Source organism: Dyella sp. LX-66, from assembly GCF_018599165.1.
Lineage (GTDB): Bacteria > Pseudomonadota > Gammaproteobacteria > Xanthomonadales > Rhodanobacteraceae > Dyella_D > Dyella_D marensis.
The window spans coordinates 237,575-254,162 of the sequence record NZ_JAHFVJ010000001.1 but is presented as its reverse complement, the minus strand read 5'-3'; the positions used below and the strand labels follow the sequence as shown (position 1 = coordinate 254,162).

11 protein-coding genes are annotated in these 16,588 nt (G+C 69.1%); 5 read left to right on the top strand and 6 right to left on the bottom strand.

The features are described 5' to 3' along the window. Nucleotides 1-72 precede the first annotated feature (72 nt). A complete protein-coding gene (locus tag KK141_RS01215; protein ID WP_243868125.1) occupies nt 73-1,014 on the top strand; it encodes a MoxR family ATPase in 942 nt (313 codons plus the stop codon). Continuing rightward, entirely contained in the window at nt 1,014-2,321 is a 1,308-nt protein-coding gene (locus tag KK141_RS01210) for a DUF58 domain-containing protein (protein WP_214569784.1), read from the top strand. Before KK141_RS01215 ends, KK141_RS01210 begins: the two co-directional genes overlap by 1 nt. 192 nt (nt 2,322-2,513) lie before the next feature. Here KK141_RS01210 and KK141_RS01205 read toward each other — a convergent pair whose 3' ends face one another. Together KK141_RS01205 and fusA are read right to left on the bottom strand one after the other, a co-directional pair. Beyond that, complete coding sequence (locus KK141_RS01205) at nt 2,514-3,017, bottom strand: GreA/GreB family elongation factor (protein WP_214569653.1); 504 nt, start codon at nt 3,015-3,017, stop codon at nt 2,514-2,516. Between the two features lie 111 nt (nt 3,018-3,128). Continuing rightward, complete coding sequence (gene fusA, locus KK141_RS01200; RefSeq protein WP_214569652.1) at nt 3,129-5,168, bottom strand: elongation factor G; 2,040 nt, start codon at nt 5,166-5,168, stop codon at nt 3,129-3,131. 240 nt (nt 5,169-5,408) lie between these two features. Between fusA and KK141_RS01195 the strand changes: the two genes are divergently transcribed. Then, complete coding sequence (locus KK141_RS01195; protein WP_250901472.1) at nt 5,409-6,443, top strand: hypothetical protein; 1,035 nt, start codon at nt 5,409-5,411, stop codon at nt 6,441-6,443. Between the two features lie 39 nt (nt 6,444-6,482). Continuing rightward, on the top strand, nt 6,483-8,420 hold the full coding sequence (locus tag KK141_RS01190) for a hypothetical protein (protein ID WP_214569651.1): 1,938 nt from the start codon (nt 6,483-6,485) through the stop codon (nt 8,418-8,420). Nucleotides 8,421-8,629: 209 nt separating this feature from the next. Here the strand turns inward: KK141_RS01190 and KK141_RS01185 are convergent, their stop codons facing one another. The 4 genes from KK141_RS01185 to KK141_RS01170 all read right to left on the bottom strand — a co-directional run bounded on the left by KK141_RS01185 (nt 8,630) and on the right by KK141_RS01170 (nt 15,548). After that, nucleotides 8,630-11,050 (bottom strand): TonB-dependent receptor, encoded by a 2,421-nt coding sequence (locus tag KK141_RS01185; RefSeq protein WP_214569650.1) that lies wholly within the window; start codon nt 11,048-11,050, stop codon nt 8,630-8,632. A gap of 218 nt (nt 11,051-11,268) precedes the next feature. Further along, nucleotides 11,269-13,578 (bottom strand): molybdopterin cofactor-binding domain-containing protein, encoded by a 2,310-nt coding sequence (locus KK141_RS01180; protein WP_214569649.1) that lies wholly within the window; start codon nt 13,576-13,578, stop codon nt 11,269-11,271. Further along, nucleotides 13,575-14,108: a (2Fe-2S)-binding protein gene (locus KK141_RS01175; RefSeq protein WP_214569648.1), complete on the bottom strand. Its 534-nt coding sequence runs from the start codon at nt 14,106-14,108 to the stop codon at nt 13,575-13,577. Before KK141_RS01175 ends, KK141_RS01180 begins: the two co-directional genes overlap by 4 nt. A gap of 114 nt (nt 14,109-14,222) precedes the next feature. Next, nucleotides 14,223-15,548, bottom strand: coding sequence for an amino acid permease (locus tag KK141_RS01170; RefSeq protein WP_214569647.1), 1,326 nt, complete (start codon nt 15,546-15,548; stop codon nt 14,223-14,225). Nucleotides 15,549-15,886: 338 nt separating this feature from the next. Here KK141_RS01170 and KK141_RS01165 point away from each other — a divergent pair, with 338 nt between their 5' ends. Then, the gene (locus KK141_RS01165; RefSeq protein WP_214569646.1) at nt 15,887-16,498 is read left to right on the top strand and encodes an outer membrane beta-barrel protein; all 612 of its coding nucleotides are present in this window, start codon (nt 15,887-15,889) and stop codon (nt 16,496-16,498) included. Nucleotides 16,499-16,588: the final 90 nt, after the last annotated feature.

Genomic DNA, 16,588 nt, shown 5'->3' with positions numbered 1-16,588 from the left:
GAATCGCCTTCCCCCGCCCTGGCGCAGGAGCCGCCGGCCGCCGCCGTGTCCGCGCTGCCGTTCGACCAGCTGATGGCGCGCATCGCTTCGCTGCGCGAGCAGGTGGCGCGCGCCTTCATCGGCCAGGAGCAGGTGTTCGACGAAGTGCTGCTGGCCCTGCTGGCCGGCGGCCACGTGCTGATCGAAGGCGTGCCGGGCCTGGGCAAGACCCTGCTGGTGCGCGCGCTTGCCGCCGCGGTGAGCTGCAGCTTCGGCCGCGTGCAGTTCACGCCGGACCTGATGCCCACCGACGTCACCGGCCACGCCATCTACGACCCGAAGGCCGAGCGCTTCCAGATCCGCCGCGGCCCGGTGTTCGCCAACCTGCTGCTGGCCGACGAGATCAACCGCGCGCCGGCCAAGACCCAGGCCGCGCTGCTGGAATGCATGCAGGAAGGCCAGGTGACCATCGAAGGCCGCCGCTTCCCGCTGCCGGCGCCGTTCATGGTGGTGGCGACGCAGAATCCGATCGAGCAGGAAGGCACCTATCCGCTGCCGGAAGCGCAGCTGGACCGCTTCCTGATCAAGGTGCTGATCGACTATCCGACGCTGGACGACGAAAAGCGCATGGTCGACGAAGTGCTGAGCGGCCGCGTCGCCGCCGACCTGGACGTCTCGCGCGTCAACCCCGTGCTGAGCCAGCCCGAGCTGCTGGCACTGCAGCAGGGCGTGGCCGAGCTGCGCGTGGACGCGGCGGTGATCGACTACGCCGTGCGCATCGCGCGCGCCACCCGCGAATGGCCTGGCGTGCTCGGCGGCGCCGGTCCGCGCGGCGGTCTGGCGCTGGTGCGCCTGGCGCGCGCGCAGGCGGTGCTGGACGGCCGCGACTTCGTCACTCCGGACGACGTGCGCGCGGTGGCCTTGCCCGCGCTGCGCCATCGCCTGCTGCTGGCGCCGGAAGCGCTGATCGAGCGCCAGCGTCCGGACGACGTGCTGAAAGCCCTGCTGCACAAGGTCGCCGCGCCCCGCCAATGATGCGTCCGGCTTCCACCCTGCTGTGGCTGTTGCTCGGCTGGACCGCGCTGGGCGTGCTGGCCGCGATCGGCTGGCTGCCGCTGGCGGCGTGGCTGGCGTTTGCCGCGCTGCTGGTCGTCGTCGCCGCGCTCGACGCGCGCCAATTGCGCGCCGAACCCAGCCCCGTGCTGGGCCGCGAACTGCCGCCGGTGGTGCCGCTGGGACCCGAGCTGGTGGTGGGCCTGCGCCTGCGCCCGCAGGGCAAGCGCACGCTCGCGTTCGAACTGCACGACCTGCATCCGGGCAGCTGGCCGGTGCGCGGCATGCCGCGCCAATTGAGCCTGCCGCCGGGACGCGAGCTGGCGCTGGACTACGCGGTGACGCCCACCGGCCGCGGCCGCTTCGACTTCGCCGGCAGCCATCTGAGCCTGCGCTCGCCGTGGCGGCTGTGGACGCAGCGGCGCACCATCGGCGAACCGGCCAGCCTGCGCGTGTATCCGAACTTCGCGCCGCTGGCGCGCATGGCGGGCTTGAGCGTGGAAGTCGCTTCGCGCAGCGTCGGCGCGCGCCTGCAGCGCCGGCGCGGCGAAGGCACCGAGTTCCACGAGCTGCGCGATTACCGGATCGGCGACAGCCTGCGCAAGATCGACTGGAAGGCCACCGCGCGCGTGGCGCGCCTGGTCTCGCGCGAATACCGCGACGAACGCAACCAGCAGGTGGTGCTGCTGCTCGATTGCGGCCGCCGCATGCTGGCGCAGGACGACCGCCTCGCGCATTTCGACCACGTGCTCAATGCCTCGCTGGCGCTGGCGTATATCGCGCTGCGCCAGGGCGATTCGGTCGGCATGCTCGCCTGCGCCGGCGAAGACCTGCGCTGGATGCCGCCGCAGCAGGGCAGCGGCGGCATGGACATGCTGCTGGGCGCGGGCTACGACCTGCAGCCCAAAGCGGTGGCGACCGATTACCTCGCCGCGGCGAGCGCGCTGCAGGCAAGGCAGCGGCGGCGCGCGTTCGTGGTGCTGGTGACCAATGTGCGCGACGAGGACGACGAAGAACTGCGCATGGCGGTGCGGCTGCTGTCGCGGCGGCACCTGGTGCTGGTGGTGAGCCTGCGCGAGCTGGCGCTGGATCAGGCGGCGGCGACGGTCGATCACGAGCTGGATACGGCGATCCGCGCAGCCGCGGCGATGGATTACCTGGCGCAGCGCGATGCGATGCACGATGCGCTGCGCCGCGAAGGCGTGGCGATGCTGGATGTGAGCTGCAATGAGCTGTCGGGTGTGCTTGTTGAGCGCTATCTGGCGGTGAAAAGAGCAGGGCGCTTGTAGCTCTTCGATACCGGCGTAGGTTGGGGTGAGCCGCAGGCGAACCCCAACGCCGGCACCTGCAAACACGCCGCAATGTTGGGGTTACTGGCTGCATCAGCAGCCAGCCCTTCGGGCCATCCGCTACGCGGATGTTCGCTACGGCATCCTGCCTTCGCAGTCGCCTGTGGCTCACCCCAACCTACGACGGGCTGCTCAGGTATCGTCGCCGTAATCGATCGCAACGATCTCCACCTTCAGATCCCCCGCCGGCCGCTGCCACGTCACCTCCTCACCGACGCGCGCCCCGATCAACGCCCGCGCCAGCGGCGACACGTAACTCACCAGGCCATGCTCCACATCCGCCTCGTCCTCGCCGACGATGCGATACGCATGCTCGCCTTCCTGTGCCGAATCCACCGTCACCCCGGCGCCGAACGCCACGCGGTCGCGCGGCTGCTGGGCCAGGTCGATCTCGATCGCACCGGCCACGCGCGCCTTCAGCCAGCGCAGCTCACGCTCCACCGCGGCCAGCTCGCTCTGTTGCGCCAAGGTCGGCTCGCCGGTCTTCAAGGCATCGCGCCGCGATTGCGCGGCATCGAGGCGTTCGCGCAGCTGGACCAGCCCATGCGGCGTGACGTAGTTGGGATGTTCGCTCAGCGGGATTTCCGGCAAGGCGTCGCCCGCGTCGTCGCTGTCCTTTACGAAGGCACGGCTCATAATTCCTCCCGCGCTCCGGTATCGCGGAGCGCACACGTGGTTCTTCCATGTAGATGGCGCCATCGCGGTGCCCGCTCAAGCGCCTGGTGGCCGATTGATGTGAAGACGCCGTCAGTCCTCCTCCACATGCGGCTTCCACGCCTCGCTGAGCTGCTTCTGCACCGGCGGCGGCACCGGTTCGTAGTGGCTCAGGTCCAGGCTGTAGCGGCCGCGTCCGCCAGTCACCGCCTTCAGCTCCGAGGGGTAGTCGATCAGCTCGGCCAACGGCGCCTGCGCCTTGATCACCAGCTCGCCGCCGCGCTGCGTGTCGGTGCCCAGGATGCGCGCGCGCTTGCCGGCCAGGCCGCCGGTGACGTCGCCGACATTCGCTTCGGGGATGGCCACTTCCACATCCACGATGGGTTCCAGCACGATCGGCCGCGCCTTGCCCACCGCATCGAGAAAGGCCTTCTTGCCCGCGGAGACGAAGGCCACTTCCTTGGAATCCACCGGGTGGTACTTGCCGTCGTACACCGTCACGCGCAGGTCCTGCATCGGATAGCCGGCCACCGCGCCGTTCTCCATCGCCTGGCGCACGCCTTTCTCGATCGCCGGCAGGAACTGGTTGGGAATCACGCCGCCCTTCACTTCGTCGACGAACTGGAAACCCGCGCCGCGATCCAGCGGTTCCACCCGCAGAAACACTTCGCCGAACTGGCCGGCACCGCCGGTCTGCTTCTTGTGGCGATGGTGGCCTTCGGCTCGTGAGGCAATGGTTTCGCGATACGCCACCCGCGGCGGATGGGTCACCACTTCCACGCCGTAGCGCTCCTTCATGCGTTCGAGCATCACCTTCAGGTGCAGGTCGGACAGACCGCGCACCACGGTCTCGTTCAGTTCCTTGTGATGCTCCACGCGGAAGCAGGGATCTTCCTCGGACAGCCGCGTCAGTGCTTGCGAAAGCTTCTGTTCCTGGCCCTTGTGCTTGGGCTCCAGCGCCAGGCCGAACATCGGCTGCGGGAAACGCAGCGGCGCGAGGTGGATCAGGTCCTCATCGTGCGAATCGTGCAGCACTGCGTCGAAATGGATTTCCTCCACTTTCGCCACCGCGGCGATATCGCCGGGGATGGCCTGCTCGATCTCCACATGCTGCTTGCCGTTGAGGCGGAACAGATGGCCGACCTTGAACGGCTTGCGCCCGTCGTCGATGAACAGCTGCGTGTCGCGGCGGATCGTGCCCTGCCACACGCGGAATACGCCGAGCTTGCCGACGAAGGGATCGTTGACGATCTTGAACACGTCCGCGACCACGTGCTTGGCGGGGTCGGATCCGACTTCAATGGTTTCGTCTTTCAAATTGAGGAAAGGAGGCGGATTGCCTTCGGACGGATTCGGCAGCAATCGTTCGGCCAGCTCCAGGAACTCGGCGACTCCCGCGCCGGTGCGTGCGCTGACGAAGCAGATCGGCACCAGATGTCCTTCGCGCAGGCATTGCTCGAAGGCATCGTGCAATTGCTGCGGAGTGAGTGCTTCTTCGCCGGCATCGAGATAGGAGCCCATCACCGACTCGTTGATCTCCACCACCTGGTCGAGGATGCGCTGGTGCGCTTGCGCCAGCGAAGAGAAGTCGGTGGCGCCGTCGCTGTGGAAGAAACAGTCCAGCACCTTCGCACCGCCGTCGGCAGGCAGGTTCACCGGCAGGCATTCGGAGCCGAATTCTTCGCGCAATGCTTCGGTCAGCGCTTCCAGGCGCGCGACGTCGGCATCGGTCTTGTTGATCACCAGCACGCGGGCCAGGCCGCGTTCCTTCGCTCGCTCCATCATGCGGCGCGTGCCGTATTCGATGCCGTTGGCGGCATTGACCACGATGGCGACGGTCTCCACCGCGGCGAAGGCGGACAGCGCGGCGCCGCGGAAATCCGCGTAGCCGGCGGTGTCGATCAGGTTGATATGGCAGCGGGGCAGGTCGATCGCGGCGAGGCAGCTGTCGATGGAATGGCCGCGGGTTTTTTCCTGGCTGTCGGTGTCCGACTGGGTGCTGCCGCGTTCCACCGAACCTTGCGTCTGGATGGCGCCGCCTGCGTGCAGCAGGGCTTCGAACAAGGTGGTTTTGCCGGAGCCGGCATGGCCGGCGAGTGCGATGTTGCGGATGGTTTCCGTGTTGTACGACACGATGCGACCCTCCTCTGCTGAAGCCGGAGGCGCGGGTCCTGCGGTCGTCGACAGTCGGCGCCGCACGAGGCCGCGACTGCGGCTGACGATGGCGGGGCGTCATGGCGAGTCCGGGCGTCGGGGACGCGGGGGCGGTCATGGCGGGGCACGGCGCGGGGCGCCGTTCGCATAGCCTTGAGCGAGGGGGCGGCCGGGTCAAGCTGCAGCGCGGGGAACCACGACCGATGGGATTTGTCTTGGATGGGTTGCACGCGGACCATCCGCGCTTTCGCCCGCTTCAAGGTCACCGCCATCGAACACGCACCGCAGGTCGAACATCACCGCTGGAACGCGCCTGACGGGCGCGAGCGTGGCCTGGCCCCGCTGGACGGCCCGACCCGCGCCCTGCTGCACGAGCTGCGCTGGCGCCGCCAGCCGCGCGACCGGCGGCGTTTCTGGGCCGGCATGGCCCTGGCCCTGGTGCTGCACCTGCTGTTCATCGGCGTGACTTGGTGGGAAATGCAGCCCCGGCCCGGCGAGCCCCTGCCGCCGCCGCGCGCCGGGGACGCCCTGCAGGTGCGCTTCATCCCACGCGGCACGCCGCGCACCGCGCCGCCGCCGCCGGTGGAGGCCGTGCCCCCTCCGCCGCCCGCGCCGCGCGTGGCGCCCGTGCGCGAGCCGCCGGCGAAGAACGCGATGACGGCCAGCCTGCCCACCCCGGCGCCGGCCCCGGCGGCCAGCGCCGCCACGCCGGCGCCGCGCCTGTTCGGTGCGGATGGCCGGCCCCTGCTGCCCACCGCGCAGCCGGCGGCGGCGTCCAGCGCCAGCTATGTCGAGCGCGGCGTGGTCGGCGACAGCAAGGTGATGCGCCACGACAACCCGGTGAAATACCAGGCCACGCGCTTCGACCAGGACTGGGACAAGGGCAATGTGCTGGACAGTGCCTTGAAGCGGGTGGTGGACGCGACCACGGTGAAGAAGACCGTGACCCTCGCTCCCGGCCTGCGCGTCCACTGCGCTGTGGCCCTGGCCGCGCTCGCGGGCGGCTGCGGCGGCGATCCGCCCGCACCGCCCTCGGCGAAGGACGGCGACGAGCGCCTGAGCATGGCGCCGGCGCGCTCGCTGGCGCCGCCGCCGAACCCGCCCAAGCCGCCGAGCGAAGAGGAATGCATCCAGATCTACCGCGACGGCAAGCCGCTGCCGCACGGCTGCCCGGTGGATACGCCCAATCGCTCGGTGGACGCCGAATTGAAGATGCACGCGCCGAAACCGGCGGGCGACCAGGGCGGCGGCTGATCCAGCGGAACCGTAAGCGCGCCGGCTACACTGCGCGCCATGTCGTCGCCTCCCCAGGACCCCTCCCGCGCTACCGTCGCGCTGCCTTCGCCGCGCGAGGCGGCCACGCGCGCGGCGGTCTATCGCAATCGGCGCAAGGATCGCCCGCGCGACCGCCTGCTGCGCGTGCTCGGCCTGGTCGGCACGCTGCTGGTGCATCTGATCGTGCTGTTCGGCGCCATCCTGGGGCCGGCGTACGACCTGGTCGAACCGGCGGAAGAACACAGCGCACCGCTGCAGGTGCGGCTGATCGAGAAGAAGAAAGACGAACCGCCGCCGCCGCCCCCGGTGCGCGGCACGCCGCCGAAGGAAGTCGGCCCCGTGCGCAAGGCCGGCGGTGCGCCGGCGGTGGCGCGCACGCGGCGCGAGAGCAGCAGTTCCACCCGCGTCGAAGCCGATCTCGCCCCCGTGCCGGTGCCCGCGGTGGAAACACCAGTAATCGTGGTGAAGGCCCGCCCCAGCGCACCCAAGCCCGAACCGGTCGCCGCGCCGCGTCCGGCCGTGACCTTACCCAAGCCGGCCCCGGCGCCGGAACTGCAGCCCGTGCCGACCAGCGCGGAGCCGCCGCAGGTCACGCTCGACACTCCGCCTGCGCCGCAGCCGGTGCCGCCGAAATTCCAGCCCGAGCCGGTGCGCAAGGCGCAGGCCGAAGGCAGCGCGCCGATGCCGCCGCCGGCTTCGCTGGCCCTGCCCGACGTGCCCGCGCAGTCCGCGCCGCAGGTGAGCGCGCCGACCATCGCGATGGAACATGCGGTGCCCAAGCCCACGCCGCCGAGTCCGCCGCAGGCGATCCGCGCCGAGACCGTCGCCGCGCCCACCGAACCGGAACTGCAGGCCGTGCCGCTGCCCGCGCAGGCGGCGCCGACGGTGAACCTGCAGGCGCAGTCCACCACCACCGCGGTGGTGCCGCGCGAACAGCAGCGCATCCAGGCGCCGTCGATCCGCGTCGCCGAAGCCGAGCTCGAAGCGGTGCCGCTGCCGGAGAACGCGCGCCCCAGCCTCGACAAGCCGCAGGCGCCGCCGGTGCAGACGGTGTCGCCGCAGTCGGTGGCGATCGACAACAAGCCCGCGCTGGAACGTCCGCAGATCCAGCCGTCGCCGTCGTCCGCCGAAGCCTCGACGTCTTCCAGCGAGCAGGCTGCGCCCGCGCAGAACCAGGCCGCCAGCTCCACCGCCGGGCCCAAGGCCAGCGCGCCCACCGGCGAAACCGCCAGCGCCGAGAGCGGCAAGAGCAGCGCGCCGAACGCGACGCCGCAAGGCAGCGAGAGCGGCACGCCGGGTGCGTCGCCTAATGGCGTGGCGTCTTCGCCCGGCGGTCCCGGCAAGAGCGGCCTGAATCTGTCGCTGCCGCCGGGGCAGGGCAATGGCCAGGGCAACGGGCAGCAGGGCAAGGGCGAGGGCCAGAACGGCCTGGCCGGCAACTACATCCAGCTGCAGCCGCGCGGCAATACGGAAATCATGGAGCACCGCGCGCCGAACATCGGCTACAAGTCCACGCGTTTCGAAAAGGACTGGACGCCGGAAGGCGAAAGCTCGATCGACACCGCACTGCGCCATGCGGTGGAGAAGACCACGGTGCGCCACACCTTCCATCTGCCGCGCGGCGTGCGCGTCGAATGCGTGGTGATGCCGCTGTTCCCGGTCGGCCTGTTCGGTTGCGGCAACGGCGATCCGCCGCCGAAGCCGGTGGACGACAAGGTCTACGAGCGCATGGTGCTGGCGCCGGCCAACCCGCTGGTACCGCCCGCGCCGGCGGCGTCCGCGGCAACGGTGGCTGCGCCGATCAAGCTCGATAACAGCGCGCAGTGTGCGACGGCGAAGGTCAGCGGCGGGCCGTTGCCGCCGGGGTGCGTGGATGATCGGTTGCCGGCGGGGCGTGTGGTGCCGGCGAAGGCGACGAGCTCGTCCTGGGTGCCGGCGAGCGATCAGTTCCACTGATCCGCCGCATCTACCTTCGGCGTAGGTTGGGGTGAGCCGCAGGCGACTGCGAAGGCAGGATGCCGTAGCGAACATCCGCGTAGCGGATGGCCCGAAGGGCTGGCTGCTGATGCAGCCAGTAACCCCAACAATGCGACAGGCCTGAACGTGGTGATGTTGGGGTTCGCCTGCGGCTCACCCCAACCTACGCCGGCCTTGCGTTGCGGGCGTTACTTGAAGTTGATCGCCACCCGCGCAAACCACGACGCACCGTTCAAGCCGAACTGCACAGCTTCGTACTTGAAGCCGTTGTCCGTCTCGTTCGGATCCTGCTTGGTCGGAAACTTGTCGAAGATATTCGAGCCGCCCACCGTCAACTTGACCTGATCGTTGAAGTGGTAGGTCAGCGCGACGTCCGCCGAGGTCTTGTCCGCGTAATGCTGGTTCGGCACCGGCGGTCCGCTGAAGGTGCCCAGCGTCATCGGCCCGAAGTAGATGAACTTCCAGCTCGCCTCCCATTTGCCCAGCGCATAGTCGAAACCGAGGATCGCTTTCGAACTCGGCGCGCCGTCTTCCAGGAACAGCCGCTCGCGGTCGGACAGCAGCACGTCCTCGCGGCCGGCCAGCGCGGGTGGGGCGTGGATCTTCTTGACGCGGGTGAAGGAGCGGTTGAAGCCGAAGTTGGTGCGCAGCGTGCCGCCGCCCAGGTCCATGCGGTGGCTGGCGGTGAAGTCCAGGCCCTTGGTGCTGGTGTCCACCGAGTTGACGAAGAACTGCGCCTCGCCCACGCCCAGCTGCTGCAGGATGCCGCCGATATTCGGATCGGTGGTGTCGAAGCGGCCGCTGAGCACGATGCGGTCGTCGATATCGATGCGGTAGCCGTCCAGGGTGAACTGCAGGTCGTTGCCAGGCGACCAGGTGGCGCCCAGCGTGTAGCTCTTGGACTTCTCTTCCTTCAGCGGCGGAATGCCCGCGGCATTGGCGATGGTGCCGCCGTTCGGCGCCAGCACCACGTCCACCGGCTGGCCGCTGACGAAGTCGGTGAAGGTGGACGAGAACCAGCGCTGCTGCAGCGACGGCGCGCGGAAACCGGTGGACACGGAACCGCGCAGCAGCAGTTTGTCGGTGGCGTGATAGGCGCCGGCCAGCTTGCCGGTGGTGGTGGAGCCGAAGTCGCTGTAGTGCTCGTAGCGCACGGCCGCGTCGGTGAGGAAGCGTTCCGTCCAGTCGGTTTCCACGTCGGCATAGGCCGCATAGCTGTGGCGGCTCTGGTTGGTGGCGTCGCCGGGCTGGAAGCCGGGGAAACCCTGGCTGCCGGCATTGCCGCCGCCGGGGCCGTCGGCATCGATGTACGAGCCGCGTTCGCCGGGCGTGATGCGGTAGTTCTCGCGGCGGTATTCCGCGCCGAAGGCGATGTTGAGGCCGGCGAGGATGTCGCCGTAGTAGCGCGACAGATCCAGGTTGGTGGTTTCCTGCTCGAACGAGAAGCCGCCGGCATGGAAGCGGTTGGGGCTCAGGCCCGGGCCGTCGGCGAGCAGGTCGGCATTGGCGATGGAGGCGTTGAGCGTGTTGCTGATGATGTCCTGCAGCGCGTTGTAGCCGTAGGTCTGCGAGAGATCCGCGCGCCAGTCGCCGAAGTTGTCCCACACGCCGAGGATGGCGTAGCGGTCCTTGATGGCGCCGTTGATGTACGGCACGAAGCCGTCCGGATACATCGCCGCCGAGTTGCGCGAAGGGATGTCGTCCGAGCCGATGCCGCCGCGCGCGAACGCCGCCGACGAAGCCGAACGGTTCTGCACGCCGCCGGTGAAGTACAGGTGCGCCGATGCCGCCACCGGCACTTCGCCGTTGACGTACAGGGTTTCGTTGTCGACCTTGGTGTCGCCGATGGTGCGCGGATCGCCCGGGTCGGAACGGTTGGAACGCCCGCGCTTCTGCCACTCGCCGGTGACGCCGACGCTGCCGCCGTTGTCGAAGCGGAAACCGCAGTACGCCGAGGTGAGGTAGTTCTTGCCGTCGCCGCGGGTGTATTCGCCGAAGCCCGCCACGCTTTCGCAGCCGGGGCTTTTCTTCAGCACGATATTCATCACGCCGGCGATGGCGTCCGAGCCGTACTGCGCAGCGGCGCCGTCGCGCAGCACTTCCACGCGTTCGATCGCCAGCGCGGGAATCGCGTTGAGGTCGGTGCCGGTATTGCCGCGGTTGCGCGCGCCGAACAGGTTCACCAGCGCCACGCTGTGGCGGCGCTTGCCGTTCTCCAGCACCAGGGTCTGGTCCGAACCCAGGCCGCGCAGCGCAGCCGAGTCGACCAGGTCGGCGTTGTCGGAACCGGTCTGGCGCACCGAGGTGAACGAAGGCACGGTGTATTGCAGGTTCTGCGCGAGATCGAACTGCGGGCTTTGCTCGGCCAGCTTCTGCATCGGGATGACGTCGACCGGTACGGGCGTTTCCGTCTCCGAGCCGCCGATGCGGCGCGAACCGAGCACGGTCACGCCTTCGAGGTTGGTGGCTTTCTTCTGATCCGCCGACGGTGCGGCCGGATTCTGTGCCGTGCTGCTGCTGGTGGTGTCCTGTGCCGCCGCCGCGGCGGCGAAGCCGGCCATGGCCAGCGCGATAGCGGTGCACAGCAAGGTCTTGCGCGAGTAATGCATCCCACCCTCCCCGGTGTAGTGAATCCCCCCAGGGAGCGAGACTAAGCGACGCACGCGGCGCGTGAAAACCTGCGCAGCGCACATTTGCTGCGATGTCAGCTATGCGCAAGCTTTGATGAAGGCCGGTGTAGGTTGGGGTGAGCGCAGCGAACCCCAACACCGCGCAACGTTGGGGTTCGCTGCGCTCACCCCAACCTACGTGTCGGCTACGCGCCACCTCACAGCAGGCGCAGCAGTTCCCTCATCAGCGGCAGCCTGCGCACGCGCACCGCGCTCACGCGGAACACCGCATTGGCCAGCGCGGGCGCCGCGGTGGGCATGGCCAGGAAGCTGGCGCCGGCGGGGTCGCGGTCGCCCGGCACGATGATCACGTCCATCGCATCGGGCAGCTGCGCCATGCTGGCCAGCGGGTAGTCCTTGTAGCTGCGCTGCTGCGGCTGGCCGTCCTTGAAGGTGACGGCGAGATTGAGCGCGGCGGAGAGCGCATCCAGCGTGGCGCCGGCGACCTGTCCTTCCAGGCCGAGCGGATTGATCACGCGGCCCACGTCCACCGCGCACACCACGCGTTCGATATTGAGCTTCTGGCCCTGCAGCGATGTCTCCACCGCATGCGCCACGTAGGCGCCGTCCATATGCCAGCAGGCGATGCCGAGGCCGTTGACGGTGCGCAGCCAGTTCTTCCACTCGATGCGGTCGGCCACCAGCTTGAGCACATTGAGCAGGCGGCCCGTGTCGAAATTGCCGCCGCCCTGCAGCGGCACCTGGCGCGCGTCGCCGAGCAGGCGCAGGCGCGTGGCCAGCGGGTCTTCCTTCAGCGCGTTGGCGATCTCGTCGACGAAGCTTTCCACCGCGAACGCATTGGCCACGTGCGGCATGCCGCGATGCGGGCCGCGCGGCAGCGCCGACTGCAGCGCGTACCAGTCGCTGCGGTAGTTGGGCACCAGGCCGGCCGGCAGCTGGTTGACGTCGACTTCGGACGTCCACAGCCGCTGTTCCGGCGCGCCGCGGCGCGCGAGCGCGGAGGCGCTGGCCATGCGCTGGTCCCAGGTGACGATCTGGCGCTTGCCGTCGAGCGTGGCGCTGAGCTTGTGCACGCTGGCGGAGCGGTAGTAGTCGTGCGCGAGGTCTTCCTCGCGCGTCCACAGCAGGCGCACGGGGCGGTCGGCCAGCTTGGCCAGCATCACCGCCTCGGCGACGAAATCGTGATCCAGCCGGCGGCCGTAGCCGCCGCCGACGCGCGGCACGCGGATCTCGATCTGGTCGGGCTTGAAGCCGGTCAACCGCTGCACCACCGACCACGCGCGCTGCGGCGCCTGGGTCGGCGCGACCAGCACGGCGCGGTCCTTGTCCACGCGCACCAGGCAGTTCATCGGCTCGGCGGTGGCGTGGGCCAGCCAGGGCTGCACGTAGGTGGCGTCGACGCGGCGCGCGGCTTTCTTGGCCATGCCGTCGACGTCGCCGTCGTTGCGCACGCGCGTGGTGGGCGCAATGGGCTGGCTGGCGGGGTTGGCGGCCAGTTCCTTGGCGGAAGGCGTTTTCGCGCTGACCAGCTCGGTGGCCTGCTGCTCCAGCGCGGCGCTGGATTCGCTGCCGCTGGGGCCGGGCTTCCATTCGAGCTTGAGCTTGGCGCGCGCCTGCAGCGCGGACCAGGTGTCCTCGGCCAGCACCGCCACGGACGGCGCCAGCGGCGTTTCGCCGGGCAGCAGGCCGGGCTCGGGCTTGAGCTCGACCACCTTGAACACGCCCTTGACCGCTTCCGCTTCGCGGAAGTCCTTGTTGACCAGGCTGCCGTCGATCCACGGGCAGTGCACCAGCACGGCGACCAGCGCATCGCCGAAATAGCTGTCGATGGCGAACTGGGTCTGGCCGGTGACGATGGCGCGCGCGTCGACGTCGCCAGCGGGCTGGCCGATCAGGGTGTAGCGGTCCGGCGTCTTCACCGCGACCGGCGCCGTGGGCGGGGCCACCTTGGAGGCGGCCTCGGCCAGCGAGCCGTAGTCGAAGCGGCGGCCGTCCGGCGAGATCACCGCACCGCCCTGCGTGCGCAGGCGGTCGGCCGGCACGCCGAGGCGGCGCGCGGCGGCCTGCATCAGCAGCCAGCGGGCCAGCGCGCCGGCCTGGCGCAGATCGGTCCAGGCGGCGGAAATCGAACTGCCGGTGCCGCCGAGCTGGTGGCCGTAAGTCCAGCGCGGTTCGCCGTTGCCGTTCTCCACGCCCAGGCCCAGCGGCACCACGCTCACGCGCGACCAGTCCGCGTCGAGTTCGTCGGCGACGATGCGCGGCAGCGAGGTGGCCACGCCGGTGCCGGTATCCGGATCGCGCGCGCCGATCAGCACGTTGCCGTCCGCATCGATGCGCACATAGGCACCCAGGCCGTACAGCGCGTCGCCGAGCATGGCTGGCGGCACCGGCGCGTCGCCGGCCTCGGCATAGCGCACGCCGACGATCAGCGCGCCGGCGGTGCCGGCCAGCACCTGCAGGAAGCGGCGGCGCTGGGGCAGGGCGGGCGTGTCGGTGCGGCGGCTCATGCGCGGCCTCCGGCCATCGCCGCGGAAGCGCGCTTGATGGCGCGGCGCACGCGCGTCTGGCAGCCGCAGCGGCACAGGTTCGGCAGCTGGTCGATCTGGTCGTCGGTGGGCTGGGGGTGGCGGTTGAGCAGGTCCAGCGAGGCGATCAGCCAGCCCGGCGTGCAGTAGCCGCAGCCGATGGCGTCCTCGTCGACGAAGGCCTGCTGCAGCGGATGCAGCTTGCCGTCGGCGGCGGCGAGGCCTTCCACGGTGGTGATTTTCTTGTCGGCCAGCTCGTGCATGGGCACGCTCACCGCCGACACCGGCTTGTTGTTGGCCAGCACCAGGTCGGCGCCGCCCAGGCCGTGATCGCTGGCGTACTTGGTGCCGGTGAGGCGCAGCACGTCGCGCAGGTACCACAGCAGCGGCATGTCCGGATCGCCGGTATGGCGGAACGGGCGGCCGTTGATCTCCACCGCGATGCCTTCGCGCACCTTCTCGGGGGTGATGCTGCTGGTCGGTTTGCTTGCCAGGGCCTGCGCCTGCGCCATCGTGAAACTCTCCGTGCCGATCCGGTGCATTGTGGCATCGCGGGGGGCGGCTTGGGCACTACGCGGGGCGCCCGCGTTCATACAGGCGCGGCTGCGCCGCGCCGAAAGCGGGACTCAGCTGGCCTGCGCGAGCGGGAACAACCGGCGCCAGATGTAGTAGACCGGCACACCGGCCACCATGATCAGCACGCCGATGCCCGCATTGACCGGGTTGCTGCGCATGGTCTCGATCACCACCCAGCCGACCACGCCGACGAAGATCAGCGGCAGCAGCGGATAACCCGGCACGCGGAAGCTCGCCTCCGCGCCCTGGGTGCGGCGATACCAGAACAGCGTGGCCACACCCAGCGCGCAGGCCAGCCAGTCGCCGAAGGTGGCGTAGTCCAGCAATTGGCCGTAGCTGCCCGACAGCGCCAGCAGCACGGCCCAGCCGGAGAGCAGCAGCAGGGCCACGTTCGGCGTGCGGTGCTGCGGATGCAGCTTCGCCACGCTGCGGAAGAACAGCCCGTCCGCGCCCATCACCTGCAGCACGCGCGCGCCGGCCACCAGGGTGATGTTGCAGAAGCCCAGGGTGGAGACGGCGATGCCGATCGCGATCAGCTTGGCGCCGATCGGGCCGAACACGCGGTTCATCACGTCCGCCGCCGGCGTGGTGCTGGCGGCGAGGCCGGCATGGCCGAGCACGGCGAGATACGCCACGTTGACCAGCGCATACGCCGCGATCACCAGCAGCATGCCCATGAACAACGACCGTGGCAGCGTCCGCTGCGGCTCGCGCACTTCGCCGGCCAGATTATTGAGATAGGTAAAACCCGAATACGCGAACAGCACCGGCAGCGCCGCGCCGATAAAGCCGACATTGCTGCGCGCCGGATCGGCAGCCAGCACGCCCGCGCCATTGGCGCCGGCCAGGAACAAGCCGCACACCACCAGCACCGCCACGGCGAGCAGCTTCAGCAGCGTAAACAGGTTCTGCACCTGCGCGCCCAGCTTCAAACCGAACAGATTGATGCCGGCCACGAAGACCAGCGCGCCGGCGGCCAGCGGCTTGATCGTGCCCGGCGGCAGGCCGAACACGCCGGAGGCGTAGCTGGCGAAGATCGTCGCCACCGCGGCGGCCGAGCCGGAATAGATCACCAGCAGCATGGTCCAGCCGAACAGGAAACCCGCCAGCGAACCGAACGCTTCGCGCAGGTAGACATAGCTGCCGCCGGCATGCGGGCGGCGTGCGCCGAGTTCCGCGTAGCACAGCGCGCCGATCAGGGTGAGCACGCCCGCGCCCACCCACACCAGCAGCAGGGCGAGGCCCGATTCCGTGCGCTGCGCGGCAATGCCGGGATTCAAGAAGATCCCTCCGCCGATGATCCCGCCCACCACGATCATGGCGGCGTCCCACGAAGTCAGTCGCCGCACGTAGCCGGATGCCGGGGTATCGCTCATGAAGGGGCCGCCCTGTGGGTAAAAAACTGGCGGCGAGCATGGCCGGTTATGGGGGAGCGGGCAAGGGAGGGAGCAGCGTGGCCCGGCTCTCCCCTCGCGCGGACGGGAATATGTGCGCTGCGATTTTCAGCGGCGGTTACGCCGCTATTTGCTGGCGATTGCTCCCAAATCAGCACCAGATAAATCCGGGTTACCCACTCCTGCCCGCTACCTACCATGCGCATCCCGACGGTTTTTTAACGGCAGGAACGGTGCGCCGGATGCAGGGGCTGCAATAACGGAGAGTCGGGTCGGTGCGTTCCGTCATTTATCAACCTTTCGAACAAACAGGTATTCAAATGAAGCAGTGGATTTACAAGGCCGCCCTGGCGGTCGCGATGGTGGGCGCGTCGGGTGCGTCGATGGCGGCCGATGACGGCCAGTTCTTTGTCAACGGCGAAGTGGGCAGCAAGACGCATCACCTGTCGCGCAATGCGCATGGCGAGAAGAACGGCTGGGGCGGCGGTCTGCGTCTTGGCTATCTGTGGAATGTCGAGAACGTCTCCTTCGGCCTGGAAGGCGGCTACGTCAACCTCGGCAAGGTCAAGGCCAGCGAGACGGTTCCGGCGATCGGTCCGCGTGCGGTTGGCCCGGCCCCGACCACCAAGATCGGCTACAAGGGCTCGATGAAGGGTATCGTGCTCGGCGGCAACCTGAAGTATCACTTCGGCGACAACTGGTTTGCTTCCGCGCGTGGCGGCCTGTTCCGCGCCACGACCAATGACAGCATCTCGCAGGACGGCGCCACGCTGATTTCCATCAAGGAAACTGCCAACAAGTTCTACGCCGGCGTCGGTGCCGGTTACGACTTCAACGAGCATTTCGGCCTGGCTGCGAATTTCGATTACTTCCGTGCCGGCAGCGGCGACCATGCCAAGCTCTACGGCGTTTCGGCCGAATACCGCTTTTAATGCCGGGTAAGTCCAGCATTTTCTGAGGTAAGGAACATGGCCGCACAAATGCGGCCATGTTCTTTTTCGGCATATAAAAAACCGGCCCCT